Annotated in this window: 26 protein-coding genes; 7 read left to right on the top strand and 19 right to left on the bottom strand. The window is 61.1% G+C overall.

Annotation, left to right across the window (positions count from 1 at the left end):
- Positions 1-125 precede the first annotated feature (125 nt).
- The 3 genes from OSC37_RS16555 to OSC37_RS16545 are packed head-to-tail and all read right to left on the bottom strand — an operon-like array spanning position 126 to position 3,868.
- Positions 126-1,400, bottom strand: coding sequence for an adenosylhomocysteinase (locus OSC37_RS16555; protein ID WP_267162535.1), 1,275 nt, complete (start codon positions 1,398-1,400; stop codon positions 126-128).
- Between the two features lie 45 nt (positions 1,401-1,445).
- A complete protein-coding gene (locus tag OSC37_RS16550) occupies positions 1,446-2,744 on the bottom strand; it encodes an amidohydrolase (protein WP_267162534.1) in 1,299 nt (432 codons plus the stop codon).
- Positions 2,745-2,797: 53 nt separating this feature from the next.
- A complete protein-coding gene (locus OSC37_RS16545) occupies positions 2,798-3,868 on the bottom strand; it encodes a CPBP family glutamic-type intramembrane protease (RefSeq protein WP_267162533.1) in 1,071 nt (356 codons plus the stop codon).
- 96 nt (positions 3,869-3,964) lie between these two features.
- Between OSC37_RS16545 and hisG the strand changes: the two genes are divergently transcribed.
- Positions 3,965-4,810: an ATP phosphoribosyltransferase gene (gene hisG / locus OSC37_RS16540; RefSeq protein WP_267162532.1), complete on the top strand. Its 846-nt coding sequence runs from the start codon at positions 3,965-3,967 to the stop codon at positions 4,808-4,810.
- 31 nt (positions 4,811-4,841) lie between these two features.
- On the top strand, positions 4,842-5,876 hold the full coding sequence (locus tag OSC37_RS16535) for a DNA-methyltransferase (RefSeq protein WP_267164215.1): 1,035 nt from the start codon (positions 4,842-4,844) through the stop codon (positions 5,874-5,876).
- 51 nt (positions 5,877-5,927) lie between these two features.
- Here OSC37_RS16535 and OSC37_RS16530 read toward each other — a convergent pair whose 3' ends face one another.
- The gene (locus OSC37_RS16530; RefSeq protein ID WP_092702266.1) at positions 5,928-6,488 is read right to left on the bottom strand and encodes a TATA-box-binding protein; all 561 of its coding nucleotides are present in this window, start codon (positions 6,486-6,488) and stop codon (positions 5,928-5,930) included.
- Between the two features lie 97 nt (positions 6,489-6,585).
- On the opposite strand from OSC37_RS16530, the gene OSC37_RS16525 reads away from it, so the two are divergent.
- Positions 6,586-7,557: a methyltransferase domain-containing protein gene (locus OSC37_RS16525; RefSeq protein ID WP_267162531.1), complete on the top strand. Its 972-nt coding sequence runs from the start codon at positions 6,586-6,588 to the stop codon at positions 7,555-7,557.
- Here the strand turns inward: OSC37_RS16525 and OSC37_RS16520 are convergent.
- From OSC37_RS16520 to OSC37_RS16490, 7 genes are all read right to left on the bottom strand, one after another.
- The gene (locus tag OSC37_RS16520; RefSeq protein ID WP_267162530.1) at positions 7,533-9,059 is read right to left on the bottom strand and encodes a cache domain-containing sensor histidine kinase; all 1,527 of its coding nucleotides are present in this window, start codon (positions 9,057-9,059) and stop codon (positions 7,533-7,535) included. The genes OSC37_RS16525 and OSC37_RS16520 overlap by 25 nt on opposite strands.
- Positions 9,060-9,196: 137 nt before the next feature.
- On the bottom strand, positions 9,197-9,748 hold the full coding sequence (locus OSC37_RS16515) for a GTP-dependent dephospho-CoA kinase family protein (RefSeq protein WP_267162529.1): 552 nt from the start codon (positions 9,746-9,748) through the stop codon (positions 9,197-9,199).
- Between the two features lies 1 nt (position 9,749).
- The gene (spt4, locus tag OSC37_RS16510) at positions 9,750-9,947 is read right to left on the bottom strand and encodes a transcription elongation factor subunit Spt4 (RefSeq protein ID WP_267162528.1); all 198 of its coding nucleotides are present in this window, start codon (positions 9,945-9,947) and stop codon (positions 9,750-9,752) included.
- Complete coding sequence (locus OSC37_RS16505; protein WP_267162527.1) at positions 9,947-10,525, bottom strand: DNA-directed RNA polymerase; 579 nt, start codon at positions 10,523-10,525, stop codon at positions 9,947-9,949. The genes spt4 and OSC37_RS16505 overlap by 1 nt, the downstream gene beginning before the upstream one ends.
- A 3-nt stretch (positions 10,526-10,528) precedes the next feature.
- On the bottom strand, positions 10,529-10,879 hold the full coding sequence (locus OSC37_RS16500; RefSeq protein ID WP_267164214.1) for a PIN domain-containing protein: 351 nt from the start codon (positions 10,877-10,879) through the stop codon (positions 10,529-10,531).
- Positions 10,880-10,905: 26 nt separating this feature from the next.
- Positions 10,906-12,138: a translation initiation factor IF-2 subunit gamma gene (locus tag OSC37_RS16495; protein WP_267162526.1), complete on the bottom strand. Its 1,233-nt coding sequence runs from the start codon at positions 12,136-12,138 to the stop codon at positions 10,906-10,908.
- A gap of 112 nt (positions 12,139-12,250) precedes the next feature.
- Positions 12,251-13,279 carry a phosphoribosylaminoimidazolesuccinocarboxamide synthase gene (locus OSC37_RS16490; protein ID WP_267162525.1) on the bottom strand — a complete coding sequence of 343 codons (1,029 nt, stop codon included), beginning with the start codon at positions 13,277-13,279 and terminating at the stop codon, positions 12,251-12,253.
- 88 nt (positions 13,280-13,367) lie between these two features.
- Between OSC37_RS16490 and bioB the strand changes: the two genes are divergently transcribed.
- Positions 13,368-14,480 carry a biotin synthase BioB gene (gene bioB, locus OSC37_RS16485; RefSeq protein WP_267162524.1) on the top strand — a complete coding sequence of 371 codons (1,113 nt, stop codon included), beginning with the start codon at positions 13,368-13,370 and terminating at the stop codon, positions 14,478-14,480.
- 12 nt (positions 14,481-14,492) lie between these two features.
- On the opposite strand, the gene OSC37_RS16480 is transcribed toward bioB, so the two are convergent.
- Both OSC37_RS16480 and OSC37_RS16475 read right to left on the bottom strand, forming a co-directional pair.
- Complete coding sequence (locus OSC37_RS16480) at positions 14,493-14,615, bottom strand: hypothetical protein (RefSeq protein ID WP_267162523.1); 123 nt, start codon at positions 14,613-14,615, stop codon at positions 14,493-14,495.
- A gap of 101 nt (positions 14,616-14,716) precedes the next feature.
- Positions 14,717-14,959, bottom strand: coding sequence for a DUF7533 family protein (locus tag OSC37_RS16475; RefSeq protein ID WP_267162522.1), 243 nt, complete (start codon positions 14,957-14,959; stop codon positions 14,717-14,719).
- Between the two features lie 102 nt (positions 14,960-15,061).
- On the opposite strand from OSC37_RS16475, the gene OSC37_RS16470 reads away from it, so the two are divergent.
- Positions 15,062-16,084, top strand: coding sequence for a sodium:calcium antiporter (locus tag OSC37_RS16470; RefSeq protein WP_267162521.1), 1,023 nt, complete (start codon positions 15,062-15,064; stop codon positions 16,082-16,084).
- Here OSC37_RS16470 and OSC37_RS16465 read toward each other — a convergent pair whose 3' ends face one another.
- Positions 16,085-17,236 (bottom strand): LolA family protein, encoded by a 1,152-nt coding sequence (locus tag OSC37_RS16465; RefSeq protein WP_267162520.1) that lies wholly within the window; start codon positions 17,234-17,236, stop codon positions 16,085-16,087.
- A gap of 99 nt (positions 17,237-17,335) precedes the next feature.
- Between OSC37_RS16465 and OSC37_RS16460 the strand changes: the two genes are divergently transcribed.
- On the top strand, positions 17,336-17,698 hold the full coding sequence (locus OSC37_RS16460; protein WP_267162519.1) for a calcium:cation antiporter family protein: 363 nt from the start codon (positions 17,336-17,338) through the stop codon (positions 17,696-17,698).
- On the opposite strand, the gene OSC37_RS16455 is transcribed toward OSC37_RS16460, so the two are convergent.
- Positions 17,699-18,850, bottom strand: coding sequence for a LolA family protein (locus tag OSC37_RS16455; RefSeq protein WP_267162518.1), 1,152 nt, complete (start codon positions 18,848-18,850; stop codon positions 17,699-17,701).
- A gap of 106 nt (positions 18,851-18,956) precedes the next feature.
- Here OSC37_RS16455 and cofH point away from each other — a divergent pair, with 106 nt between their 5' ends.
- The gene (gene cofH / locus OSC37_RS16450; RefSeq protein ID WP_267162517.1) at positions 18,957-20,312 is read left to right on the top strand and encodes a 7,8-didemethyl-8-hydroxy-5-deazariboflavin synthase subunit CofH; all 1,356 of its coding nucleotides are present in this window, start codon (positions 18,957-18,959) and stop codon (positions 20,310-20,312) included.
- Between the two features lie 6 nt (positions 20,313-20,318).
- On the opposite strand, the gene cofG is transcribed toward cofH, so the two are convergent.
- The 4 genes from cofG to OSC37_RS16430 form a co-directional block, all read right to left on the bottom strand.
- Positions 20,319-21,473 (bottom strand): 7,8-didemethyl-8-hydroxy-5-deazariboflavin synthase subunit CofG, encoded by a 1,155-nt coding sequence (cofG, locus tag OSC37_RS16445; RefSeq protein WP_267164213.1) that lies wholly within the window; start codon positions 21,471-21,473, stop codon positions 20,319-20,321.
- A 283-nt stretch (positions 21,474-21,756) separates the two neighbouring features.
- A complete protein-coding gene (cofC, locus tag OSC37_RS16440) occupies positions 21,757-22,380 on the bottom strand; it encodes a 2-phospho-L-lactate guanylyltransferase (RefSeq protein WP_267162516.1) in 624 nt (207 codons plus the stop codon).
- Positions 22,381-22,383: 3 nt separating this feature from the next.
- Entirely contained in the window at positions 22,384-23,112 is a 729-nt protein-coding gene (locus OSC37_RS16435) for a hypothetical protein (RefSeq protein ID WP_267162515.1), read from the bottom strand.
- Positions 23,090-24,262, bottom strand: coding sequence for a tubulin/FtsZ family protein (locus tag OSC37_RS16430; protein WP_267162514.1), 1,173 nt, complete (start codon positions 24,260-24,262; stop codon positions 23,090-23,092). Before OSC37_RS16430 ends, OSC37_RS16435 begins: the two co-directional genes overlap by 23 nt.
- Between the last annotated feature and the right edge of the window lie 78 nt (positions 24,263-24,340).

Genomic DNA, 24,340 nt, shown 5'->3' with positions numbered 1-24,340 from the left:
ACATACTTATCTTTCCGGAGATATAAGTATTATTTGGAGCCATCTGGCTCCGTAGTGTCACACGCCGTGGGGTGGGTTCCCCTCATCCCCACGTTCCCCACGTGCTACGATTCGGAGTGGCGACGCTACGTGCCGTGCTGCCAGCTGTCCATGTACTCTTCTTGCGTGCCGGTGAGTGAGTCCATCTCAATTCCTTCGGCCTCAAGTTTGATCTCTGCGACCTCGCGGTCGAGCTCGTCGGGCACGTTGTGGACGCCAGCCTCGTACTGGTCGCCGTTCTGGATGATTTCACGGGCACAGACGGCCTGGACGCCGAAGCTCTGGTCCATCACCTCGACAGGGTGGCCCATCGAGACCGGCGCCGCGAGGTTGACCAGCCGTCCCTCGGCGAGGACGTTCAGCCGCCGGCCGTCCGGCATCTCGTAGGCCTGGAGTCCGTCACGGGCCTCGTAGGTCCGTTGGGCGTTGGCCTCGAGGGCTTCGAGGTCGATTTCGACGTCGAAGTGGCCGGCGTTTGCCAGCAACACACCGTCGCTCATCTCCTCGAAGTGTTTCTCGACGATGACGTCACGGTTACCGGTCGTGGTGATGAACACGTCACCCTCGGCCGCCGCCTCGTCCATGGGCATCACGTCGAAGCCTTCCATGTGGGCTTCGAGCGCGCGCCGCGGGTCGACTTCCGTGACGATGACGTTCGCGTTCTGGCCGCTGGCTTTCCGGGCCACACCTTTTCCACAGTACCCGAATCCGGAGACGACGACGTCTTTGCCGGCCCACGAGAGGTTCGTCGTCATCGCAATCGAGGCGAGCGAGGACTCGCCCGTACCGTGGATGTTGTCGAACAGCCGCTTCATCGGCGTGTCGTTGACCGCGAACATCGGGTACTCGAGAGCGTCGTCGTCGTCCATCGCCCGCAGGCGGTGGACCCCGGTCGTCGTCTCCTCGCAGCCGCCGATGATGGTGTCGATGAGCTCGGGGTAGTCCTCGTGGATGGCGAAGACGAGGTCGCCCCCGTCGTCGACCGTAATCGTCGGCTCGTGGTCGATGACCGCTTCCATCGCCTCGTAGTACTCCTTGTCGTCGACCCCGCGTTTCGCATACGAGGTGACGCCGTCGACAGCGTCGAGAGCAACACTCACGTCGTCGTGTGTCGAGAGCGGGTTACAGCCGGTGATAGCGACTTCCGCGCCGCCGGCGGCCAGAACCTCGGCGAGGATTGCGGTCTTGGCCTCGACGTGCATCGCCATCCCGATGCGCTCGCCCGCGAATGGCTGGTCGGCCTCGAAGGATTCTCGGAGCGAACCCATAATCGGCATATGCTGGCGCGCCCACTCCATTTTCCGCTGCCCGCTTTCGAGTAGCTCGTCGGCGTTGAGTTGCTCGCTGATAGGTGCCGTCATGTCTTCAGGGACGGACGGACGACGCAAAACAGTACCGAACCAGTCTCAGTTTGCCGCCCGGTCGACGAGCGCCTCGGCGTGGTCGCCGGCCGCTTCTTTGACCGCGTCGAGGTCCATCGTCTGGAGTTCGCGGTCTTCCATCAGCACCTCGCCGTCACAGATGGTGTGACACACGTCGCTGCCCTTGACGGCGTAGGTGAGGTGACTAACGAGGTCGTGGGCCGGTTTCAGGTGTTCTGCGTCGAGGTCGACAACAGCGAGGTCGGCGTTCGCGCCTGCCTCGACCCGTCCGCTGTCGAAGCCGAGTGCGTCTGCACTGCCCTGTGTCGCCATCTCGACAACCGCCTCGGCGGGGACAGCGCTTGCGTCCATCGTCGCCAGCTTGCCGACCATCGCCGCGTCGCGCATCTCGTCGAACATGTCCAGGTCGTTGTTCGAGGCCGCGCCGTCGGTGCCGAGTCCGACTGTCACGCCAGCGTCCAGCATCGACTGGATTGGAGCCATCCCGCTGGCGAGTTTCATGTTCGAGGCCGGACAGTGAATCACTGCGGTCCCCGTGTCGGCGAGCAGTTCCTGTTCGTGCTCGTCGACGTGGACGCCGTGGGCGATAAAGGAGTCCTCACCGAGTACGTCGAGGTCCTCTGCGTATTCGAGCGGTCGCTCTCCGTGCTCTTCGACGAGTGGATCGACCTCGTTTTCAGTCTCGTTGGCGTGGATGTGAATCGGAATCTCCTCCTCGCGGGCGACGGGGACGTACTCCTCGTAGAAGGACTGGCCGACGGTCGTCAGGCTGTGGGGGTTGAACATCGTCTGTATCCGGCCCTGACTGTGGCCGTCGTACGCCCGGGCGAATTCGAGGCCGCGCTCGAAGTCTTCGTGGGCCTCCTCGTCGTCTTTGCCGACGGTGATACAACCGCTGCCGAGCATTGCCCGGATACCCGTCTCGGACACCACGTCGGCGACCTCCTCCATGAAGAAGTACATATCAGCGAAGGCGGTTGTCCCGGTCCGAATCATCTCCGCGATGCCCAGCCTGGTGCCGGCCCGGACATCCTCGGCGGTGAGTTCAGCCTCAACAGGCCAGATATCCTCCTGGAGCCAGGCGTCAAGTTCCTTGTCGTCGGCGTGGCCCCGGAACAGCGTCATCGCGACGTGGGTGTGAGCGTTGACGAGGCCGGGAATCACCAGCCCGCCGCTTGCGTCGAGATAGTCGTCGCCGCCGAGTTCGCCGGGGTCTTCGACTGCGAGAATCTCGCCGGAATCGGTATCCACGAGTACGTCTGCCGTCGTCACGTCCAGCTCGGGAGTAAGTACCTGTCCGCCACCGATTGTGAGCGTGGTCATGTATGTCTCTGGCAGGCCCGACGACTATAGCTTCTGTCCTTTTGGGGTCGAGACTACACCGGCAGGATGCTCAGAAGAGCCGTAATGAACTCCGCAGCCTCCCCGCCACTCGGCCCCAGGAAGACGACACTGAGAATAACGGAGTTATGCAGGCCGTGCAGCAACGAAACGACGACGAGATTGCCGGTGTACTCGTACAACGACCCGAGGACGAGCGCCGGAACGAAGAGGATACCGACGGTCGTCGCCATTGCCACGGGGTCGCCACCAGAGAGTGCGATGACGTGAACCGAGGCGAACACCGCCGCGGCAATGAGAATCGCCGGCCCAGCCGAGAGACGCTCGCGGAGCCGGTTCTGGACGATACCGCGGTAGAGGAACTCCTCACAGGGGCCGACGACGACGAACATAAACAGGACACCGGCCGCGAGGATAGCCGGATTCGTCGCGCCCTCGGCGAACTGCGAGGCACCCTCGTTCTGTGCGGGCTCTGGCAGGAAGGCCTGGACGACGAGACTTACCACGATGACCATGACGAAAATCGCCAGCCACCCTAAAAGGACAAGTCCAATCTCCCGAATCGAGGGGCGTCGAATCCCCAGATACGAGCGGATGCCTTTCCTGTCGTATCCGCGTCGCTGGAGATACCAAACACCCAGTCCCATGAATCCGAGATACTGGCCGACGGCGGTCCCGACCGCGAGTGTTGCGAGGTCGGGCAGCTGGAGCGCGAACAACACGAGACTGCCAAGTGCCGAGAACACGATGAGCAACACAACGCCGAGAATCCCCAGTCCGGCAGCAGTCCCGACAGTCCGCAGCGTCGAATCTGTCGACGGTGGCCCCATCTGGCCCTCGATGCCGACTCTGGGCGAGCCGTAGTCGCGGTCTGTGGACTGCTCGCTGACGGGACCGCTACGCCGGTCCGTCGTCGGCTCAGTGCTGTCGTGTCGACTCTCTCGGAACGACCGCCCGTCCGAGGCCGTGGCCGGCCCCGACCGGTCGTTCGGAAACTCCCTGTCTTTCGTCTCGACACCACAGTACGTGCAGTACTCCGCGTCCCGGTCTATCAGTTCACCACAGGACGTACAGTACTGTTTTCCGGGGCCCGCAGGGTTTCCCATTCAGTTAGTATTAGGGGCAGAAACAGATGAGTGTTTATATTGGTTCGGTCGCCCCGGCTTCGAAAAACAATTGCACCGTCGGCCGGTACAGAGGGTATGCGCATTGCCGTACCCAACAAGGGGCGTCTTCACGAGCCTACTGTCGACCTGTTAGAGCGGGCAGGACTCCATCTCGTCGACGGTGCCGACCGGAAGCTGTATGCGAACACGGTCGACCCCGATGTGACCGTTCTCTTTGCCCGGACGAACGACATCCCCGAATACGTCGCCGACGGGGCCGCCGATCTGGGAATCACCGGCTACGACCAGGTCCGCGAATCCGCCGTCGACCTCGACGAACTGCTCGACCTCGAATACGGGACCTGCCGTATCGTCCTGGCAGCCCCCGAGGAGAGCAATATCACGGCGACGAGTGACCTGGAGGGAGGTACCGTGGCGACGGAGTTTCCGAGCGTCACCCGTGACTTCTTCGAAGAGGCCGGTATCGATGTCGACATCACCGAGGTGTCGGGTGCAACCGAACTCACACCACACGTCGACATGGCCGACGCAATCGTCGACATCACCTCGACTGGAACGACGCTCCGAATGAATCGACTGGAGGTGATCGACGAGGTACTCGAATCGTCTGTTCGCCTGTTCGCCCGGCCGGACGTGGTCGACGACGAGAAGGTCGAACATGTCTCGACGGCGCTGTCCTCGGTCATCGCAGCGGACAATCAGCGGTATCTCATGCTCAATGCCCCCAAGGAAAACCTCGATGCGGTCAAAGACGTCATCCCGGGAATGGGCGGACCGACGGTCATGGATATCGCCGGCACCGACCAGGTCGCGATTCACGCTGTCGTTGAGGAGGATAACGTCTTCGAGGCGATTACCGACCTCAAGTCGGTCGGCGCGACGGACATCCTCGTCACCGAAATCGAGCGTCTCGTCGAGTGAGCGTCGTCTGATGACAGACGATACTTCCGACCTGGAGACAACACACACCGTCCACACGGCGGATGCTCGCGGCCTCGATTCGCTCGATCAGAACTCTGTCGATCTCGTCGTCACATCGCCGCCGTACCCGATGGTCGAGATGTGGGACGACCTCTTTGCCGACCTCGACCCGTCGGTGCGGGATTTCCTCGACGCCGGGAAGGGAGAGGCCGCCTTCGACGCGATGCACGGCGTCCTTGATGGCGTCTGGGACGCGCTCGAACGGGTAGTCACGCCGGGCGGTATCGTCTGTCTGAACATCGGCGACGCGACCCGAACTGTCGACGGTCGGTTCAGTGTGTTCCCAAACCACGCCCGGCTCATCGAGGCGATGAAGCGACGGGGCTTCGAGCCACTGCCCGACGTGCTCTGGCACAAGCCAACCAACAGCGCTGCGAAGTTCATGGGATCGGGGATGGTGCCACCGAACGCTTACGTCACCCTCGAACACGAGTACATCCTCGTCTTTCGCAACGGAGCGCGTCGTTCATTCGAGCCCCGAGCCGACCGGCGCTACGAGGCTGCCTACTTCTGGGAGGAGCGAAACCGCTGGTTCACCGACGTGTGGACAGATGTTCGCGGCCGCCTGCAGGACCTCTCTGACGATGGTCTGCGCGAGCGTGCCGCAGCCTTTCCGTTCGAGATTCCGTATCGGCTCTGTAATATGTACTCCGTCTACGGCGATACGGTGCTCGACCCGTTCTGGGGCACCGGAACCACGACGCTGGCGGCGATGGTCGCGGGCCGCAACTCCGTTGGCTACGAACTGGACGAGCAGTTTCTCGATCACTTCGAGGAGCGTCTCGCGTCGTTGTCGGATATCTCACAGACGGTCATCGAGCGCCGGCTCACGGACCACCGGGAGTTCGTCCGCGAGCAGGCCGAAAGCGGCGACAAACCCGACTACGAGGCTGTCCATTACGACTTTCCCGTCACGACGAGCCAGGAGCGCAACATCCGGTTCTACGAGGCCAAAGACGTGACCACCGGCGATTCCTACCGCGTCACGTATCAGCCGGCCGAGTAACCGCCTGCAAGAGCTGTCTGGATAGAATAGCCGCCAACTAGTCCGGAAGCGTTACTCCAGCAGACCGAGTTCTTCGAGCCGCGAGACGATCTTGTCGACGGCCTCCTTGGCGTCGTCGGGCTGTTTCCCACCCGTGATGACGAGCTTGCCAGAGCCGAACAGCAACGCGACGACATCCGGCTCGTCGAGGCGGTAGACGAGTCCGGGGAACTGCTCGGGCTCGTACTCGATTTTCTCCAGTCCGAGGCCGATGGCGATAGCGTTGAGGTTGAGGTTCCGACCCAGATCCGCTGAGGTGACGATGTTCTGGACGATAATCTCGGGGTCGTCCTCTACCTGGATGTTGAGCTCGCGCAGCTTGTCAAAGACGATACGCAGGCTCTGGTGGACGTCATCGGTGCTCTTGGCACCCGTACAGACGATTTTGCCCGACCGGAAGATCAGTGCCGCCGACTTTGGCTCCTGGGTCCGGTAGACCAGCCCGGGGAACTGCTCGGGGTCGTAGTCCGCGCCCTCGAGGTCCATGGCGACACTCTGCAAGTCGAGTTCCTGCCCGATACCCGTCGAGGCGACGACGTTTTCGATATTGATTGTCTCCTTTGGGTCAACCATATCTCGACTTAAACGTCGTATTTAAACCTTATAAAGGTTCGTGAGTCGGGAGGCCAGCAACCGTTACGCTCAACTCGCTGGGAGGGTCAGTACCACCGTGTACGTTCTCGAACTGGCGGGCCAGGACGACGAATTTGGGGCGTACGAGGCACGCTCGGGAGCAACCGACGTGTCGATACTCGCTCCGGGGCTGGCGGTTGCACGCGGTATCGACGGCGTAGAACAGCTGGCGTTTACCCACCGGGCTAGCCGGCTTCTCGGGCGGAGCGAGCCGACGCTCGACGGCGCGACGGCGATACTGGAGGCCACAAATCTCGCCCGCGACGGCTCTGTGGCCGTCCGGGCGGTCGACGTACGAAGCACGACCGGCATCGACACACAGGCCACAGAGCGCGCACTGGGCGATATTCTCGTCGAGCGCGGATTCACCGTCGACCTCGACGACCCCGACCACGAGCTTCGCGCGCTGTTCTCGGCGGGACCGACCGGCGAGGTCTGTGCGCTGGGCTGGCTTGCGGCCGCGAGTACCCGCGACTTCACCACGCGCAAGCCGAGCGACCGTCCCTTCTTCCAGCCCGGCAGCATGGACCCGATGCTCGCCCGCGCGCTCGTCAACATCGCCGGAGCCGGCCCGGACACGAGAATCCTCGACCCAATGTGCGGGACCGGCGGGTTGCTCATCGAGGCAGGACTAGTTGGCTCAACTGTCCTCGGCTCGGATGTACAGGCGAAGATGCTCCGGGGCACCAGCGAGAACCTCGCGGCCTTTCTCGGCGGGGACTGGGAACTGCTCAGAGGGTCGGCGGACGCGCTTGCCCTTGCCGACGATTCGGTCGACGGCGTCGTCTTCGACACCCCCTACGGTCGCCAGTCGAAAATCGAAGGCGAACTCGAAACGCTTGTCGCCGACGCGCTCGCAGAATCCAGACGAGTCGCTTCGCGGTGTGTCGTCGTCGGCGACCGCTCCTGGGCTACCCAGGCACGGTCTGTCGGCTGGTCGGTCGACGCAACGTTCGAGAGACGGGTCCATCGGTCGCTCACGCGCTACGTGCTCGTTCTCGTCGAGTGAGGTTGTGATGGTGTCTCCGAGGGGGCTCGGGGCAGTTCCATCTCGACGAGACATCCGTTCTCGTCGGTCTGTGGCACTCGAAATGTCCCGTCGTACCGAGAGACAATCCAGTCGACAAGCCTGAGTCCAATTCCCACAGTATGTTGAAGCTGTGTGATATCGTGGTCTCCAGAGACGAGTTTTGCCTCAGAGTCGGGGATACCGTCACCGTCGTCCTCGATACGAACAACGGTACAGTCTCCGGCTTCGGCAACGGTGACGTGTGCGGTTGGTTCCGGTCCTGCGTGGTCGACGACGTTCTGGAGGAGTTCCTCGATTGCCGTACCGATTTCAGTGCCACAGGCGACATATTCGGTCTCTGGGGCCGAAACGTTGACCGACAGCTCCGGGTGTGAGGTAGCTATCGTGTCTGTGCGCTCTCTGACTACGTCTGCAATGTCCGTCTGAGCGTCTTCGTCCGGCGGGTCGAGTAGGCGTTCGGTAGTCCGTGCTCTGTCGGCAAGCCCGAGAAGTGTGTCCGTCGCTTGTTGAATTTCCGCTGTCTCCGAAGAGGACCCATTCTTGTTGTCGAGGATTTCAGCCCGGCTCCGTATCACGTTCAGCTTGTTCCGAAGGTTATGCCGGAGGATACGGTTGTGGACGAGGAGCATTTGCTCGCGCTGTGTGAGAGATTCGCGCAGCTCACCGAGTGCCTGTCCAATCTGCTCCCACTCGTGGCCGCCATCCAGCTCGATGCGCTGGTCATACTGGCGTTGTTCAAGTGCGTTCAACTGACCCAGGAGTTGATTTATCTGGAGAATCTGGGCCCGATACACCCACCAACCGAAAGCCGCGAGCGTTCCCAGGAGAACCAGTCCCATCAGCCCCTGGAAGACAGCGAGTTGCTTTGCCGAGGCGTTGACTGCGTTTTTATCATAGTGTGCGGTCACCGTCCAGTCAACTGCATCGAGGTCAGCGCTCTTGGTGAGCGTCTCCTCGTCTTTAAGAGTGCTGTACAGCACCAGACCGTTCGACTCGACGGTCACCGAGCCAGCCTCGTTTTCGCTTGCCAGCCCAGCAAACATCTCCGTGCTGTTGAGGTGGTAGGCGGCGTTGATGCTTCCGCGCACCTCGCCGTCAACAGTCACGGGTCCGCTCATCACGACGATACGATTGCCAGTTTTCGCGCGGAGGGGGCGACTGATGTACGGTTCGCCGCCAAGGGCGCGCTGGACGTAGGTTCGGTTGCTGATATCGCTGTCTACTATCTCGGGCTGGTACCCCTCGTCGGTCACGAGTGCCTGTATCTTCCCCGTCGTGTTGACTACTGAGACGCCGTTGAACGCGGTGGTATCGACGAACGATTCGAGCATCGAGCGCTGTGTCGCAGTACCGTGGTTGAGTGCCCGCCGGTCAGTGGCGGCGAATTCAACAACCTGCTGTTGTTTGCGGAGTTCCGTGTCAAGAAAGGAGGATAGACGCTCTGATCGATCTCTGAGGTCTGTCTCTGCGTCGTCGGTCACATCGGAGCGGTGTGCAGAGAACGTTGCGAACAGAACCCCACAAGACACGAGAACAACGACAAGAAAAAATATCGTATACCGGTAAGAGAGCTTCATGCCTACCTGTATACTGGCGTCGTGTATATCTGTGGTGGTCGTTAGTGAGACTCTCTGATTTGGTCGAAAAAGCGTTCTGTATCGCCGTCCATCTGCGAAATAATGTTCCGGACACCCAGCTTGAGGTCCTCGTCGACCGTTCCGAGGACCATCCCTTCTCCGGGCTGTCCGTACACGATACTTGCACCGGCTGGGGCAAGCATCACAGCGGGCAGGGCGGCGAGGTCCTCCTCACCGTCGACCTCGATGAGCGTCGACTCCGACCTGCTCATCGCGGCCGAGAGTGTATCAACTAACTCCGCGGTCACTGTCGCAGCCGGATTGTGAACCGATATCTCCCGGTCGAAGCGCTCGTTTTCGACTCGCTGGGAAATCTCTGGTGCCACCTGGTTGCGCTCGGTCCGCTCGTCGACGAGCGCGACTGCGGGCGTGTAGCCTGCTTCGATGAGGTGGTAGGTGACCACATCGCCGACGCTGATAATCGGTTCGCCGGCCGCCTCGAGAAGAGCGTCACCGTCGGTGTATATGGATCCGAGCGGCTCTTTGAGCTCCGAGCGAAGCGACTCCGGCAGTTCGAGCACGACGTCTGTCACGTTATCTGACCTTCAGCGCGTACGTTCCGGGCTCTTCAACTTCCATCTCCTCTGCGATGATACTCTCTTCGGGATGGCCGATGACGACGTAGCCAGCCCAGTCCTCGGTCAGCGAGGTCGAGCCACAGGCGATACAGGCCTCGACCTCCTCGGTCTCCTGGACGCGATGACAGTCCCGACAGACCAGTCGGTCGGCCATCAGTTATCACCCGCTTCGGCCTGCGTCTGGCGGCTCTCCCGCTGTTCCTGGAGCCAGCCGTGTTTGCCGAGGCCGACCTGTTTCGCCGTCAGCCCAATCTTGGAGTCGCGTGGATTCCGCTCGTCGATGCTCTTTGTCACGATACGGGCGCGGACCGAGTCGCCAGTCCCCAGCGTTTCATTCGACTCCCGCGAGGCCAGTTGCTGGTTCTCCTCGTCGTAGGCGAGATACTCCTCGGAAATCTGGGAGACGTGCAACAGCCCGTCGACGGGGCCGATACCGACGAACGCGCCGAAGCTGACTACCTCGACAATTTCGCCGTCGACAACTTCCTGCATCTGGGGGTCGAACGTGAGCGCGTCGAACTCGGCCTCGTAGTAGACGCCTGGCTCGTTGTGCAAGACAGCGCCCGCTCCGATGTCGTGAACATCGATGACCGAGACGACCGAACCGACATCCTCGTCGACTCGTCCCTCGAGTTTGTCCTGTAGCAGTTTCTTCACGAGGTCCGGCGTGACATCCGCCAGATGCTCCGGTGGTACCTCGACCGTGTCGCGTAGTGTAACCCTCTTGTACATAGATTATGGTTGAGTGATAGCTAGTTTATTCCGCCCCCGTAAACTAATTACTGGTATGCCCGCATCGAGCAGGCGCGTACGGAGCGGCCCGTCGTTCGTCACGACGTGTGTCACGTCGTCTGCCTGTGCAAGTTCGAAAACCGCGTCGTCCGCGTACGATTCGGTCGCTTCCCGAGTCTGACAGTGTTCGTCCGCGAGGTCGCTCCCGACGTCTGCGGCCACCGCCTCCTCACCACTCCCGGCGGCAAGAGAGTCGAGTTCGGCGAGGACGGCCTGGGGAACGACACACGCTGGCCCATCGAGTAGGCGGCCGAGTTCGTCAAACAGCCTGATATCGCATTCGACGGGCATCATGAGTGCGTTTGTATCGAGTACGACAGTCACTGTAGCGTTCCGAAGCCGATGAGTCGCCAGCGTGCGCCGACGCGTCGATTGATTGCAATTTTGACGCCCGGCTCGGCACAGACCGGCCGCTTGAGCTTCACGTCACACTCGTCGCCGCGGGCACTGGTGACCGAACCGACCGTCGTCGCGGTCCCGACTGTCAGCATCAGCGGCTCGCCGGTCGAAATCTCCTCGATTTCGCCCTCGCCTTCCTCACTGCCGACGATGCGTTCGAGCAGCGTCACGTCCATCGTGAACGCGTCGTGGACCTCCGGCAGCGTCCCGGGGGGGCCGGCAACGCGACCGGCGAGTGCGTCACCTTTGGTGATTGCCGGGTCCAGACCTGTTCCGACGCCGAGCAGTCCGCCAGGAGTCACCTCCTCGACACTGTCGCCGCCAGCCTGGAGTGTGCGGACCTCCGTCTCGACGGGACGCCACTCGGTCTGGCCGCCTTCCTCGACCTCACGGCCAGGACGGAGTTCGAGCGTCTGGCCGGCTTCGAGTTCGCCCTGCGAGAGCGTCCCGCCGAGAACGCCGCCCGTGAGACCATCCCACTCGGTCCCTGGACGGTTGATATCGAAGCTCCTGGCGACGAGGAGCTCGGGGTCTGCGTCGGGGTCGCGCTCGGGGGTCGGAATCTCTTCCTCGATAGTCTGGATGAGCAAGTCGAGGTTGACCTCCTGCTGGGCGCTGACCGGGACGATGGGCGCGTCCTCGGCGACAGTTCCCTCGACAAACTCCTGAATCTGCTGGTAGTTCTCTTCTGCGCCCTCGCGGTCGACCAGGTCGATCTTGTTCTGGGCGATGACGATGTTCTCGATACCGATGATATCAAGCGCCATCAGGTGCTCTTCGGTCTGTGCCTGTGGCACGTCTTCGCTCGCAGAAATCACCAGCACCGCGCCGTCCATAATCGACGCACCCGAGAGCATCGTCGCCATCAGCGTCTCGTGGCCTGGGGCGTCGACAAAGGATACCGTGCGCAGTACCTCGCTTTCGGTCCCGTCGGGGCACTCCTCGTCGACGGTATACCGCTGGGGTTCGTCCAGTTCCGGACACTGCCGGAACGTCGCGTCGGCGTATCCCAGCCGAATAGAGATACCGCGCTTCATCTCCTCAGAGTGCTGGTCTGTCCACTCTCCGCTCAATGCCTGGACCAGCGTCGTCTTGCCGTGGTCGACGTGTCCAACGAGTCCGATGTTTACCTCCGGTTGCTTGTTCGCTGTCATCTCGGGAGTAATATGCCTGAATTTCGCTCTGTGATACTGATAAACCTACTGTTTCGAGTCTGAGGAGTGACACACAGACACGTGCTCGTATCGATATCGGGTGACCGTTCGCTTAGAGGCGCTCGAACCGGGAAAGCGCCTCTTCGAGAGGCTGTGTATCGAAGACCGCTCGCTCAAGGTAGGCGTTTGTCCCGGCACAGTACATGTCCCGGGCCGCCTCGATGACTGCGCCGTCGAGAGGCTCTGGAGCCGTCTCACACAGCGCTTTCCAGTCGTCGACGCCCTCGGCGTCCGCCTGGTCTTTGGCCTTGGCCACGGCCTCGACCCATCCGGATTGGGTGCGTTTGTGGTACTGCCGGATGACCTCTTTGGACACCTGTCTGCCGTCGTAGGAAAAGCGATTCTCGTCGAAGGTGCCGACCACGTCCGCGACGCGAATCTCGCCGTCGAGATAGAGACACTCGATTTTGCCGTCCTCGTGTCGCAGTCCGGCGCTGTCTGCCTGCTCTGTGACGATTCGGTTCACCTCTCGGGCGACCGATTCGAGGTCGTCGACGCTTGCCTTCCCCGCAATCTCGTCGGCCTCGTCGCGGCTCAGGTAGCGGTCCTGCTCCTCGTATTTGGTCGAGAGTTCGACAACTGCCTCGGGAAGGTCGACGGCGCGGTCGGGCCACCCGTCGAAATCGAGGCCGTGGTCCGCCGGGTCCGTGCGCTTGCGAAGCGAGGAGCCGACGGGAACGCGGTTCCGAAAGACAATCTCCAGCGGGACCAGATAGTTCGTTCCCGCCTCGGCGTGATACGCCTCGTAGTCGTATGCTCCATCCTCGAAGGGCAGGTCTGGCACCTGCGTCAGTTCGATGGCCATCTCGCGGGGTGGGGTCTCCCGGTCGAGTGCCTCGCCGAGCGAGACGGTCTCGCCGTCGACGACCACGCCCTCGTAGTGGGTGGGAATCCCCGCTGTCTCCAGCAGGTCGAAGTTGAACGCACCCATCGTACAGAGCGACGCACCCTTGTCCGGAATCGTGTCGGGCATCTTCCCCCAGTCGAACACCGAGTAGTCGTCCGTGAACTCGAAAACCCCGCGCCCGAGCGAGGACTGTGTTGCCTGCTCACTCACCCGGAAGTTCTTGACGCTCGTCATTGGCGACGGCTTCTACCCCCGCGGTTAAGATACTGACCTTTTGCATGCCACCCGAACGCTTTTATAACCGACAACCGACACAGTGACCGTGGTTTACAAAACAGGAAACAAGACGATAGACGATGCACTCGCCCGGCTGTTCGAGGGTGAACGCCTCGACAGGCGGGACGGAATTGCCCTGATGGCCCAGCCCGTCGACGAGCTCGCGCTCGCGGCCGACGCGGTGCGCCGTGAGTTCGGTGACGGAACAGTCGACGCCTGTTCGATTGTCAACGCGAAGGCCGGCAACTGTGCCGAGGACTGTGGGTTCTGTGCCCAGTCGGTCCACTTTGAGACGGGAATCGACAACTACGGCTTTCTCGGCCCGGAGAAGGTACTCGAAGCGGCCAAACGAGCCGAGCGAGACGGCGCACAGCGGTTCGGTATCGTCGTCGCCGAGAAGGGCGTCTCGAAGGAACACCGCCCCGAAGAGTGGGAGGAGGTACTCGAAGCAATCCGGCTGGTTCGTGACGAGACGGCAGTCGAAGTCGACGCCAGCCTGGGCATCCTCACCGACGAGGAGGCCGAAATCCTCGCCGAAGAGGGACTCAACCACTACAATCACAACATCGAAACCTCGCCGCGCTTTTTCCCCGAAATCGTCGAGACACACAGCTTCGAAGACCGCGTTCACACGCTCGAAGTAGCCAAGGAGGCCGGGATGGATCTCTGTGCCGGCGTCATTCTCGGCATGGGCGAGTCGCCCACAGACCGCGTCGACGCCGCCATCGCTCTCCAGGATATTGGCATCTCCTCGCTTCCGGTGAACATCCTCAACCCAGTAGCTGGGACCCCACTCGGCGACGAGCTGGGGGAATCTGCCGACATTACGACCGAGGAGATAATCGAGACGATTGCCGTTTACCGGCTCCTCCATCCAGAGGCCCGGGTCCGCCTGACCGGCGGGCGGGAGGCGAATCTCGACGCCGACGAGCAGCATCTCCCCTTCGAGGCAGGTGCCGACGGCATCCTGACGGGCGACTACCTCACCACGGAGGGGCAGTCCCCCGGCGACGACATCGAAACAATCCAGCAGGCCGGACTGGAGCCAAATCAGGAGGCAAACGAGTTCGACCCTGTGGCTGTCAAGTCGCGCGAGGCCGACGAGGGAACGGTCGAAACGGCCGCCGGCACGGCTACTAGCAACGCAATCGAAGAGTGACAGACAGCGGTGTCAGTCAGCAGGCTGTTCGGTCTCGCGATCCATCGCCGCCCTGGCCGTGATGACGATCATCTGTGCGATTGACCGAACGACACGGTGTCGTCTGACGAACAGAATCTCCCGAGAACGAGGCATACGACCGTGTACCCGAGGGGACCGCCCTCGCTCGTGATGCCGAAGTCGACGTATCCGCAGGGAAGGTATTCTCTTCGCGTATCCAGAGAGCGACAAGATGGTCACTGTTCGTCGTCGGGCTGATTGACGATGACGCCGACGACTCTGCTGGCGACGGCAACCGGGATGTCGCCAGGTGTCGTGATGTACTGGTCGGCAGCGACCATTCCGAACCCAGCGGCCACCAAGACGGCCCCGACGGCCAGCTCACCACCGAACAACAGCCCAACACCCGCGAGCACCGGCGGAATCGCGACCATGAGGACCGTCACGGAGCCGAGCATCTCCAGAATACTCCACGACATCGATCGATACTACCAGTGTAGCAGACAAAAGCTGCGTGGTCCGGCCCGTGGACCAGCCGGTATCGAACTGCTTACTACAGCTCCCAGTGTACACGACGACAGATGTCTGAGTGGCCGCTCGTCGAGATAGCAATCATCATCGTTACAACAGGTGCAATCTGGGTCGGAAGCAACTGGCTCGAGGGTGCAAGCTCTAAGCTCGCAATCCATTACGACCTCCCCCCGGTTGTACAGGGTGGCATTATCGCGGCGATTGGGTCGAGTTTCCCGGAGCTCGCAAGCGTTATCTTCGCGGCGCTTGCGGGCTCGTTCGGGCTGGGTGCCGGCGGTATCGTCGGCTCGGCGATTTTCAATATCCTCGTTATTCCAGCACTTGCGGTCGTCTTCAGCGGGTCAAGTATCAGTGCGTCTCGGACTCTCGTCCACAAGGAGACGCTGTTTTATATGATATCGATTCTCGTACTGTTCCTGACATTCTCCATGTCGCTTATTTATAACCCGATGAACGGCTCGCTGAACGATTCGCTGAGCGGAGAGTTGACCCGGCCGATGGTGTTGTTCCCGCTTGGCGTCTACCTGCTCTATCTGTTTATGCAGTGGCAGGACACGACAGAGTACACCGGCGAGGTCGAGTCTAACTCGATTTCACCGCTGAAACAGTGGGGACTGTTGGGTGCGGGGCTGTTGATTATTCTCGTGGCGGTCGAGCGACTTGTCCACGCTGTCATCGTCATCGGCGATCTGGTCGGAACACCGGAGTTCCTGTGGGGTGCCGTCGTCGTCGCCGCCGCCACCAGTCTCCCTGACGCGCTCGTGAGTATCCAGGCCGCCGACCGCGAGCACGACGTGGCGAGCATCGCCAACGTCCTCGGATCGAACACGTTCGATCTGCTGGTAGTCATTCCAATAGGCGTCCTGCTGACGGGGTCTGCGGTCATCGACTTCTCTGTGACTGCGCCGCTGATGGGCTGTCTCGTGGCCGCGACCGCGCTGTTGTTTGTGACACTCCGCACGCGACTTGCCCTGACACTTTACGAGGCGTATCTGTTGTTGATTGCCTACGCAGTGTTCGTCGCCTGGGTCATGGCAGAGGCGCTGTCAGTTATCAATCTACTCCCGTCCTGATTAGGTCGTCCCCATCGACTCAGCGAGCCGTATCAGCGTCTCCCGGTCTGTTTCAACACTGGCCAGAATCTGATATCGGAAGCCATTGGCGGTCCAGCTAATTCGGTGGACGTTCTGTGAGACCTCCTCGTAGACGCCGTCGACACCGTCGACCTGGATTGACTCTCCCTCGACGGTGGTCTCGGTCGTGTCGTTGTATTTGTTCACCGTTAGCGAGGACGGCTGGCCGACATCGTACAGGATACCGACGCGAACACTCTCGGAGGTGTTTTCCGACACGAAGAATCCCCTGTCGAACTCAGCGTCGAGTGTCTCGAAGGTCGGGCGCTCAACTTCGACTGGTGACTGTGCCAGAAACTCTCCGAGGGAGTCAAACTCGCGATAGTCGGGCGTTTCAACCTCCTCGACTGTCGCGTTTTCTGGAATATCGAACTCGAAACGGTCGTCGTCGATGCCTGGCTCGAACTCGACATCGGTGTACCGCTGTTCGAACGGGTCTTCGCCCTCAACGGTTTGCCGGAGGATGTACATGTACTCTGCGTCTATCCAGATTTCGACCCGCCCGACACCGTCAGCGGTCTCATTCTCGGCTTTGTCGGTCTGTTCACCAGTGAGAATGCCGCCCACGCTGGGAACGAGTGGCGTGAGAACGCTGTTCTGATCCTTGTCTGTTTGCGTTGCACTCTCGTCGAAGACGACGTGATAGACCTCGCGGCCTTCGTACTCCGTTTTCGTTATTTCCGTGGCGTTTTTCGACTGGAGTAGCTCTTCGGTCACATTAGCCGCGTCCCGGAGCGGTGAGGTATCTGTCTGATCCTCACGTACGCTGACGGTCTCCTCGTCAGCGTTGTAGAACCATATCTTGTCGCCGTCGTCGACCTGGACCGTTCGACTTCCCCTATTAATTCCCTCGAACCGACTCATTCCCCCTTGACGGTACCAGACATCGTAGCTGTATCCAATCTGTTCGTCATCGAGACTCGCGTTCACTTCGACGGTCGCACTCATCCCCTCGGGTGGCTCGGCGCTCTCTGCCTTTTCGAGGAGGTCTTCCTGGGTGATGTCGTCTGAAAGTATCGACGTACACCCGCCAAGCGTACAGACAACAGTCAGACAGAGGAGGGCGACAACAGCGTGTCGGGAACCAGACATAGCTAGAGGTTCACAGCACAGAGTAAAAATACAACGGCTCCCGGCGATGGTGGCAGGTCTCACCGCACCCGTCAGTGTTTAGATCGCCGGTCCTGGATAATGGGAGACGCCTCCCGCGGGGGACCGAGCATTCCCCGCGAGCGCAAGGAGTTGGTATTGGAGGCCGCCAACCGCGAGCACGACGTGGCGAGCGTCGCCAACGTGCTTGGCTCGACCATCTTCGATTTGCTGGTGGTTATTCCAATAGGCGTTCTGTTGACTGAGTCTGCAGTTATCGATTTCTCGGCGACTGCGACGCTGATGAGCTGTCTCGTGGCCGCGACCGCACTGTTGTTCGTGACACTCCGCACGCGACTTGCCCTGACACTTCACGAGGCGTATCTGTTGTTAGTTGCCTACGCAGTGCTCGTCGCCTGGGTCATGGCAGAGGCGCTGTCGGTCGTCAATCTACTCCCGTCCTGATTAGGTCGTCTCCATCGACTCTGCGAGCCGAATTAGCGTCTCACGATCTGTTTGAACACTGGCCAGAATCTGATATCGGAAGCCATTGGCGGTCCAGCTAATTTTGTGGGAGTTCTGTGAGACCTCCTCGTAGACGCCGTCGACACCGTCGACCTGGATTGGCTCTCCCTCGACAGTGGTCTCGGTCGTGTCGTTGTATTTGTTTACCGTTAGCCAGGACGGCTGGCCGACATCGTACCGGATACCAACTCGAATGCCCTCGGAGTTATTTTCGGACAGGAAGAATCCCCTTTCGAACTCGGCGTCGAGTGTCTCAAAAGTCGGGCGCTCGATTTCGACCGGTGACTGTGCCAGAAACTCTCCGAGGGAGTCGAACTCTCGATACTCGGGGGTTTCGATCTCGTTGACTGTCGCGTTCTCCGGAACGTCGAGCTCGAAGCGGTCGTCGTCGATGCCTGGCTCGAACTCAACATCGGTGTACCGCTGTTCGGACGGGTCTTCGCCTTCGACGGTTTGTCGGAGGACGTACATGTACTCTGCGTCTATCCAGAGTTCGACCCGCTCAACGCCGTCAGCGGTCTCGTTTTCGGCCTGGTCAGTCTGTCCCCCGGGGAGAATACCCCCTACGCTGGGGACGAGTGGCGTGAGAACGCTGTTCTGATTCTTCTCCTTTTGCGTTGCACTCTCGTCGAAGACGACGTGATAGACCTCGCGGCCTTCGTACTCCGTTTTTGTTATGTCGGTGGCGTTTTTCGACCGGAGCAGCTCCTCGGTGATATTAACCGCGTCCCGAAGCGGTGAGATATCTGTCTGGTCCTCACGTATGCTAACAGTCTCCTCGTCAGCGTTGTAGGCCCATATCTTGTCGCCGTCGTTGACCTGGACCGTTCGACTCCCCCTGTAGGTTCCCTCGACTCGGCTCAGTCCCCCTTGGCGGTACCAGACATCGTAGCTGTATCCAATCTGTTCGTCATCGACAGTCGCGTTCACTTCGACGGTCGCACTCATCTCCTCGGGTGGTTCGGCGCTCTCTGCCTTTTCAATGAGTTCTTCCTGGGTGATGTCGTCTGAAAGTATCGACGTACACCCACCAAGGGTACAGACAGCAGTCAGACAGAGGAGGGCGACAACAGCGCGGCGGGAGCCAGACATAGCTAGAGATTCACAGCCCGGAGTAAAAATACAACGGCTCCCAGCGATGGTGGCAGGTCTCACCGCACCCGTCAGTGTTTAGGTCGCCGGTCCTGGATAATGGACAATGGCAGACGCCTCCCGCGGGGGACCGAACGTTCCCCGCGAGCGCTACGACTGGGAGCTGCGTCCGGAGACCGGCCAGTCTTTCGAGAACGCACTCACCAAGGCACGCTCGGGCGACCGACTCACCGTCGACGACGGTATCGAGTTACTCACAACCGGAACCGATACGCCAGGTATCGACCGCGAGCGCAAGGAGCTGGTACTGGAGGCCGCCGACCGCCGCCGCGCCGAGGTCGTCGGCGACGAGGTTACCTTCGTCGCTAACCTCAACAACAACGTCACGACGGCGTGTAATACAGGGTGTCTCTTCTGTAACTTCAAGGACCGCTCGGACCAGTTCCTCACAGAGAACGAGGCCGACAACCCAGGATTCACCAAGACCCCCGCGGAATCACGCGAAATCGTCGCCGACGCAATCGAGACCGGCATCTATGAGGTGACGTCCGTCAGCGGACTCCATCCGGCCTTGGCCCTCGACGAAGAGCACCGCGAACTCCTGGAAACGAGCGACCGCGGCGATCTGAACTACAAGTCACCAGCCCGGTACGAGACGGACCCGGGCACCTACTGCGAGCAGATGCGGGCGATGAGCGTCGAGGATATCCACCTTCACTCGATGACGCCCGAGGAGGCCTACCACGCCCGGCGCGGGACCGACTGGAGCTACGAGACGGTGTACGGCCGACTCGCTGCAGCCGGCCTCGACAGCGCGCCCGGAACCGCGGCCGAGATTCTGGTCGACGAGGTCCGCGAGGTTATCTGTCCGGGAAAGATTCGAAGCGACGAGTGGGTCGAGGCAATGGAAGCCGCGGCGGCCGTTGGCCTCCCGACCACCGCGACAATCATGTACGGACACGTCGAGAACGAGGCCCACCGGATTCACCACCTGGACACCATCAGAGACCTCCAGGAGCGGACCGGCGCAATCACCGAGTTCGTCCCGCTCTCGTTCGTCCATCACGACACGCCGTTGCACGACCGCGGCATGGTCGACGGCGGCGCGAGCCGCGACGAAGACGAGCTGATGATTGCCGTCTCACGGCTCTTTCTCGACAACATCGAGCACATCCAGTCCTCGTGGGTGAAATACGGCGACGAACAGGGGTTGAAGATGCTCTCGTGTGGGGCGGATGACTTCATGGGGACGATTCTCTCCGAGGAAATCACGAAGCGTGCCGGCGGGACCTTCGGCGAGGCTCGCTCGTTCGAGGAGTACGTCGAGATGATTTCGGCGATTGGACGGACGCCGGTCGAGCGGTCGACAGATTACGAACAGCGCCGCCGAATCGACCCGGAGGAGCCGCCGTTTGGGCCACGGCTTGGCCCCCGAGCCGACGGGTCGCCGCTGGTCGAGTGATAGCGGTTACGGCTGTGGGGCGTGGACTGGTTCTTCGTCGAGAACGCCGCGATAACGCCGGCCTGCTGGCGTCTCCGCAGCCAGTGCCTCCTTGATGCGTGGCGACAGCCACTCGGACCGTGTCGTCTCTGATTGCTCGTCACTCTGTGCCCCGGTACTGAGGTCGTCAGGGAGGTACCGGTCGTAGACAGGGAGTCGCTCCTGAAGTGGGACGCCCGCCGCATCCGCAATCTGTTCGAGTTCGTCGAGTGCCGGCCACGCGTAGTCGGGGTTGATATGGTCGTCTGTCACCGGAGAGACACCACCCAGGTCGTCGATACCGCAGTCGACGACCGCTTCGGCCGGCGCGAGGTTCGGCGGGACCTGCAACGAGACCTCCGGGGGGAGAGTGGCCCGCGCCATCGCGACAGTCCGCCGGAGCGTCGCTGTCTCCGGAGACCCGCCCTGCCAGCGGTCGTTCTCGGCGACCGGCTGGACGATGACCTCCTGGATGTGGTCGTACTCCTCGTGAAGCGCCGCGATTGCGAGCAGGCTGATGGCCCTATCACGCCAGGTCTCGCCAATGCCGACCAGGATGCCAGTGGTGAACGGGACACCGAGTTCGCCGGCCGTTCGAAGGGTTCCGAGGCGCTGTGCCGGCGATTTGGCCCGCAGACCGCTGTGGACGCCAACGTCTGCGGTCGTCTCCAGCATGACGCCCATACTCGCGTTCACGTCGGCGACAGCAGCCATCTGCTCGCGGGTCTGGTCGCCGGGATTGGCATGCGGAAGAAGCCCTTCCTCCAGCGCGATGTCACACGCCTCGCGGAGATAGCTGTGTATCGAATCGTGCCCCAGTGATTCGAGTTGGTCGTATATCCCGGTATACCGGTCATCCGGGTCGTCGCCGAACGTAAAGAGTGCCTCCGTACAGCCGGCCTCAGCTCCCGTGGCGACGATATCGCGAACCTCCGCCGGGGTAAGGAGTGTTGCCTCCCCCGGCGGGTCGAAGTACGTACAGTAGGTACAGGTGTACCGACACGCCGTCGTCAGCGGGATGAAGACGTTCCGGGCAAACGAGAGGTGGTCGGCCGGTTCGACATCGGCCGGTTCGACGGCCAGCACTCGCTCGATTGCCTCGCCCTCGATGACGAGCTGGTCGCCGCCGTCGACCTGGAGGATTGCTCCCGTCGCGTTGCTGTCCGGACTGGTCACTGTGACAAAGGAGGATACGGGCGGTCAAAAGCGTTCAGATGTCTCTCCAGGATGTCAAAACGGGGAAGCCAGCCATGGGTCAGGGCCGGCTTCCGTACCAAGAGCGGTGGAGTTGGCACAGTAGCGGGTGCGCGGCGCGAGTCACGTACCCAGTCGCACGGGTCGGCCCGTGCGTACAAACGTACAACGTTCCAGCATAAAAATCCTTGTCGACCTGTCTTCGAGCAGACACTGGCCGACTCAGTTTCTGTTACCCCTTGCCGTCGGGTCGCGTTACCGTTGCCCGGCCGTCGTGGGCCTCGGCCCGGAATCCTGCGTCAACGAGCCATGCTCTTGCCCGGCGGTTGTTGTGAAGTAATACCTCGATGAGGTCCATCGGGTCATCGATGTCGATTCCTAAGCGGTACGAATCCACCACACCGAGGTCTGCATCGACTGCCTTCGCGTTCTCCCGGTGGTCGTGGACCGATGTCCCGTGATAATCGACCTGGAACTCGTGATGTCTGACGGCGAGTGCGTTCGTTCCGCCACCCAGACCTGGGGCGAGCACAACATCGCCCGCCGTTTCAAACAGCGAATCTAGTGCATCTGGCGTCACCAGCGCCAGGTCGGCCATCACGATGCTGACAGGCAGCGGTCGGTCGTCGAGTGCGTCGTTGACCGCCGTCGTGAGCGGTCGGTCGTCGACAACCACCGGAGCGTCGCACTCGACTGGTGCCGTCGACAGCACCGTCGCAGAATGGCCGGCCTGGTCGAGTGCGTCGAGGACATCTGCGAGCATGGCACGGGCAAACCCCTGTCTCTCGTCATCGTCAAGAACGTCCGAGAGACGTGATTTCGGATGTCGTGCGTCGAACGGAACAAGAGCCTGCATCCACTACCGGAGCTTACTATTGTCCTGCTGGCGCTGCTGGTAGAAGTAGTAGCCACCGCCAGCAACTAGGAGCACGACGAGCGCCGCGCCGCCGAACAGGAGGTACTGCTGGAGCTGCTGTTCGCCTTCCGCGTCGTTCTGTGCCTGCTCAGCCAGGTCGATTGCGTTCTCGAAGTTCTCGGAGTTGTATGCGCTGATCGCGTTGTCGAGAGTACTCTGTGAGTCAACGGCCTCACTCGCCTCGTCGATGGTGTTCCGGGCCTCCTGGCTCTCTGCAGTGTAACGGTGTGCACGCCACTCTTCGAGTGACGGGCCGTCTGCCTGTTCGATCTCGAGGACCTGATACTCCTCGTTTTCCCTGTTCTCGTAGCTGTACGACGAGATGTCGGGGACCGTACCTTCAACCTCGACAGTCACGGCATTGACGCCGTCTTCACTGCTCACCTGCAGTTCGCTCGAATCGGACCGGGAGACCTCCTCGCCAGAGACATCGGTGGCGATTATCTGCCAATCAGCGTCCTCCAAGTCGGTGTTCGCGCCGACAGTCCATTCGTTGGGCTGGTCTTCGAACACATCGGTCATCTCGACCTGGAAGCTGACAGTCTCGCCAACCTCTGCCGCCTCGGGGTCGTCTGCCGAGAACGACACCGCCGCGGCTGTTCCGACCGCGCCGAGCGCGACGACGAGCAATACCACTGCTGCAACCGCCTTAGAAGAGCGGATCCAACTCATCTTCGTCATCTTCGACGAGGGCCTCTAAATTTTCTTCGCTCTCTTGTTGTATCTCATCGATGTTCTCCTGGGCCTCGATGGCCACCTGCTGGAGCTCTTTGATGCGGGGGACGTCGTGGACACCAGACAGCAAAACGGCAGCTGCGACGCTCGGTTCATCGAGCGGATAGTCACCGCCACGAACTTCCATGCTGCCAGTCTCGTCTTCGAGCCACCCTCGACCCTTCTCAATTCCTTTCCGGTTGAGGTGTTCCGGCGGCCCGGAGACGACCAGCAGCGCGCGCTCGGTTCCTTCAATCTCACAGGGCAGCGTGAGCCGACCAAGTGCGGCCTTGCGTACGATAGAGTTGATACGGTTGGTCGTGTTTGTCGTCTCCATATCGTCTTTGTTGCCGCCTTTGAACCGCGAGAGGAGACCGCCCGAATCGTACTCTTCGACCGCTTCGGCGTCGTAGCCGACGGTCGAAACACCGCCGCCTTCGAGCGTATTGATGATTTCCGAAGAGTCGACGACGCTCTCTGCAACATCGTCGTCAGCCGATATCTCGCCCGCGCCAAAGAGTACGCCGAATCGGCGGACGATTTCGTCGTTAATCTCCTCGTAGCCGCCCTCAACCGACTCCCCGGTCTTTCGCCAAGCGTCGTTGTCGAACACCAGGAGATTGTCTACCTCCCGGACGAACGTCTGGAACGACCGGGCGGCGTTGAGCGTATAGATACCACCCTCGTCTCCCCCGGGGAGGATACCGAGTCCGTACACCGGTTCGGTGTAGATGCGTTTGAGGTGTTTCGCTAACACCGGCGAACCACCCGACCCAGTGCCGCCACCCAGACCAGCGACAACAAGGAAGGCGTCGATCTCGTGGACCGGAATACTATCTATAGCGCCCTGTATCTCGCCAATGTCCTCCTCGGCAATCTCTGCGCCGAGTTCGTTGTCAGCACCGACACCGTGACCCTTGACTCGTGCTCTGCCAATGAGGACTCTATTACTCTTGGGAATGTTTTCGAGGCCCATGAGGTCCGCCTCCGCCGTGTTTACGGCGACTGCAGACTGGACGATGCCGCTTCCAGTACGGGCATCGTACTCCAGGAACTTGTCGACAATTTTCCCGCCCGCCTGTCCGAAACCGATCATCGCCAATTTCATAGTTCTCTTTAAAAGATTCTGTACCAACGCGCCAATAAGTGTTTTGCCCATCTATCGTCGCCTCTTGTATCACAGAGC

It is taken from the genome of Halovenus salina, assembly GCF_026410925.1.
Lineage (GTDB): Archaea > Halobacteriota > Halobacteria > Halobacteriales > Haloarculaceae > Halovenus > Halovenus salina.
This window is presented reverse-complemented; position numbering and strand designations above follow the sequence as displayed.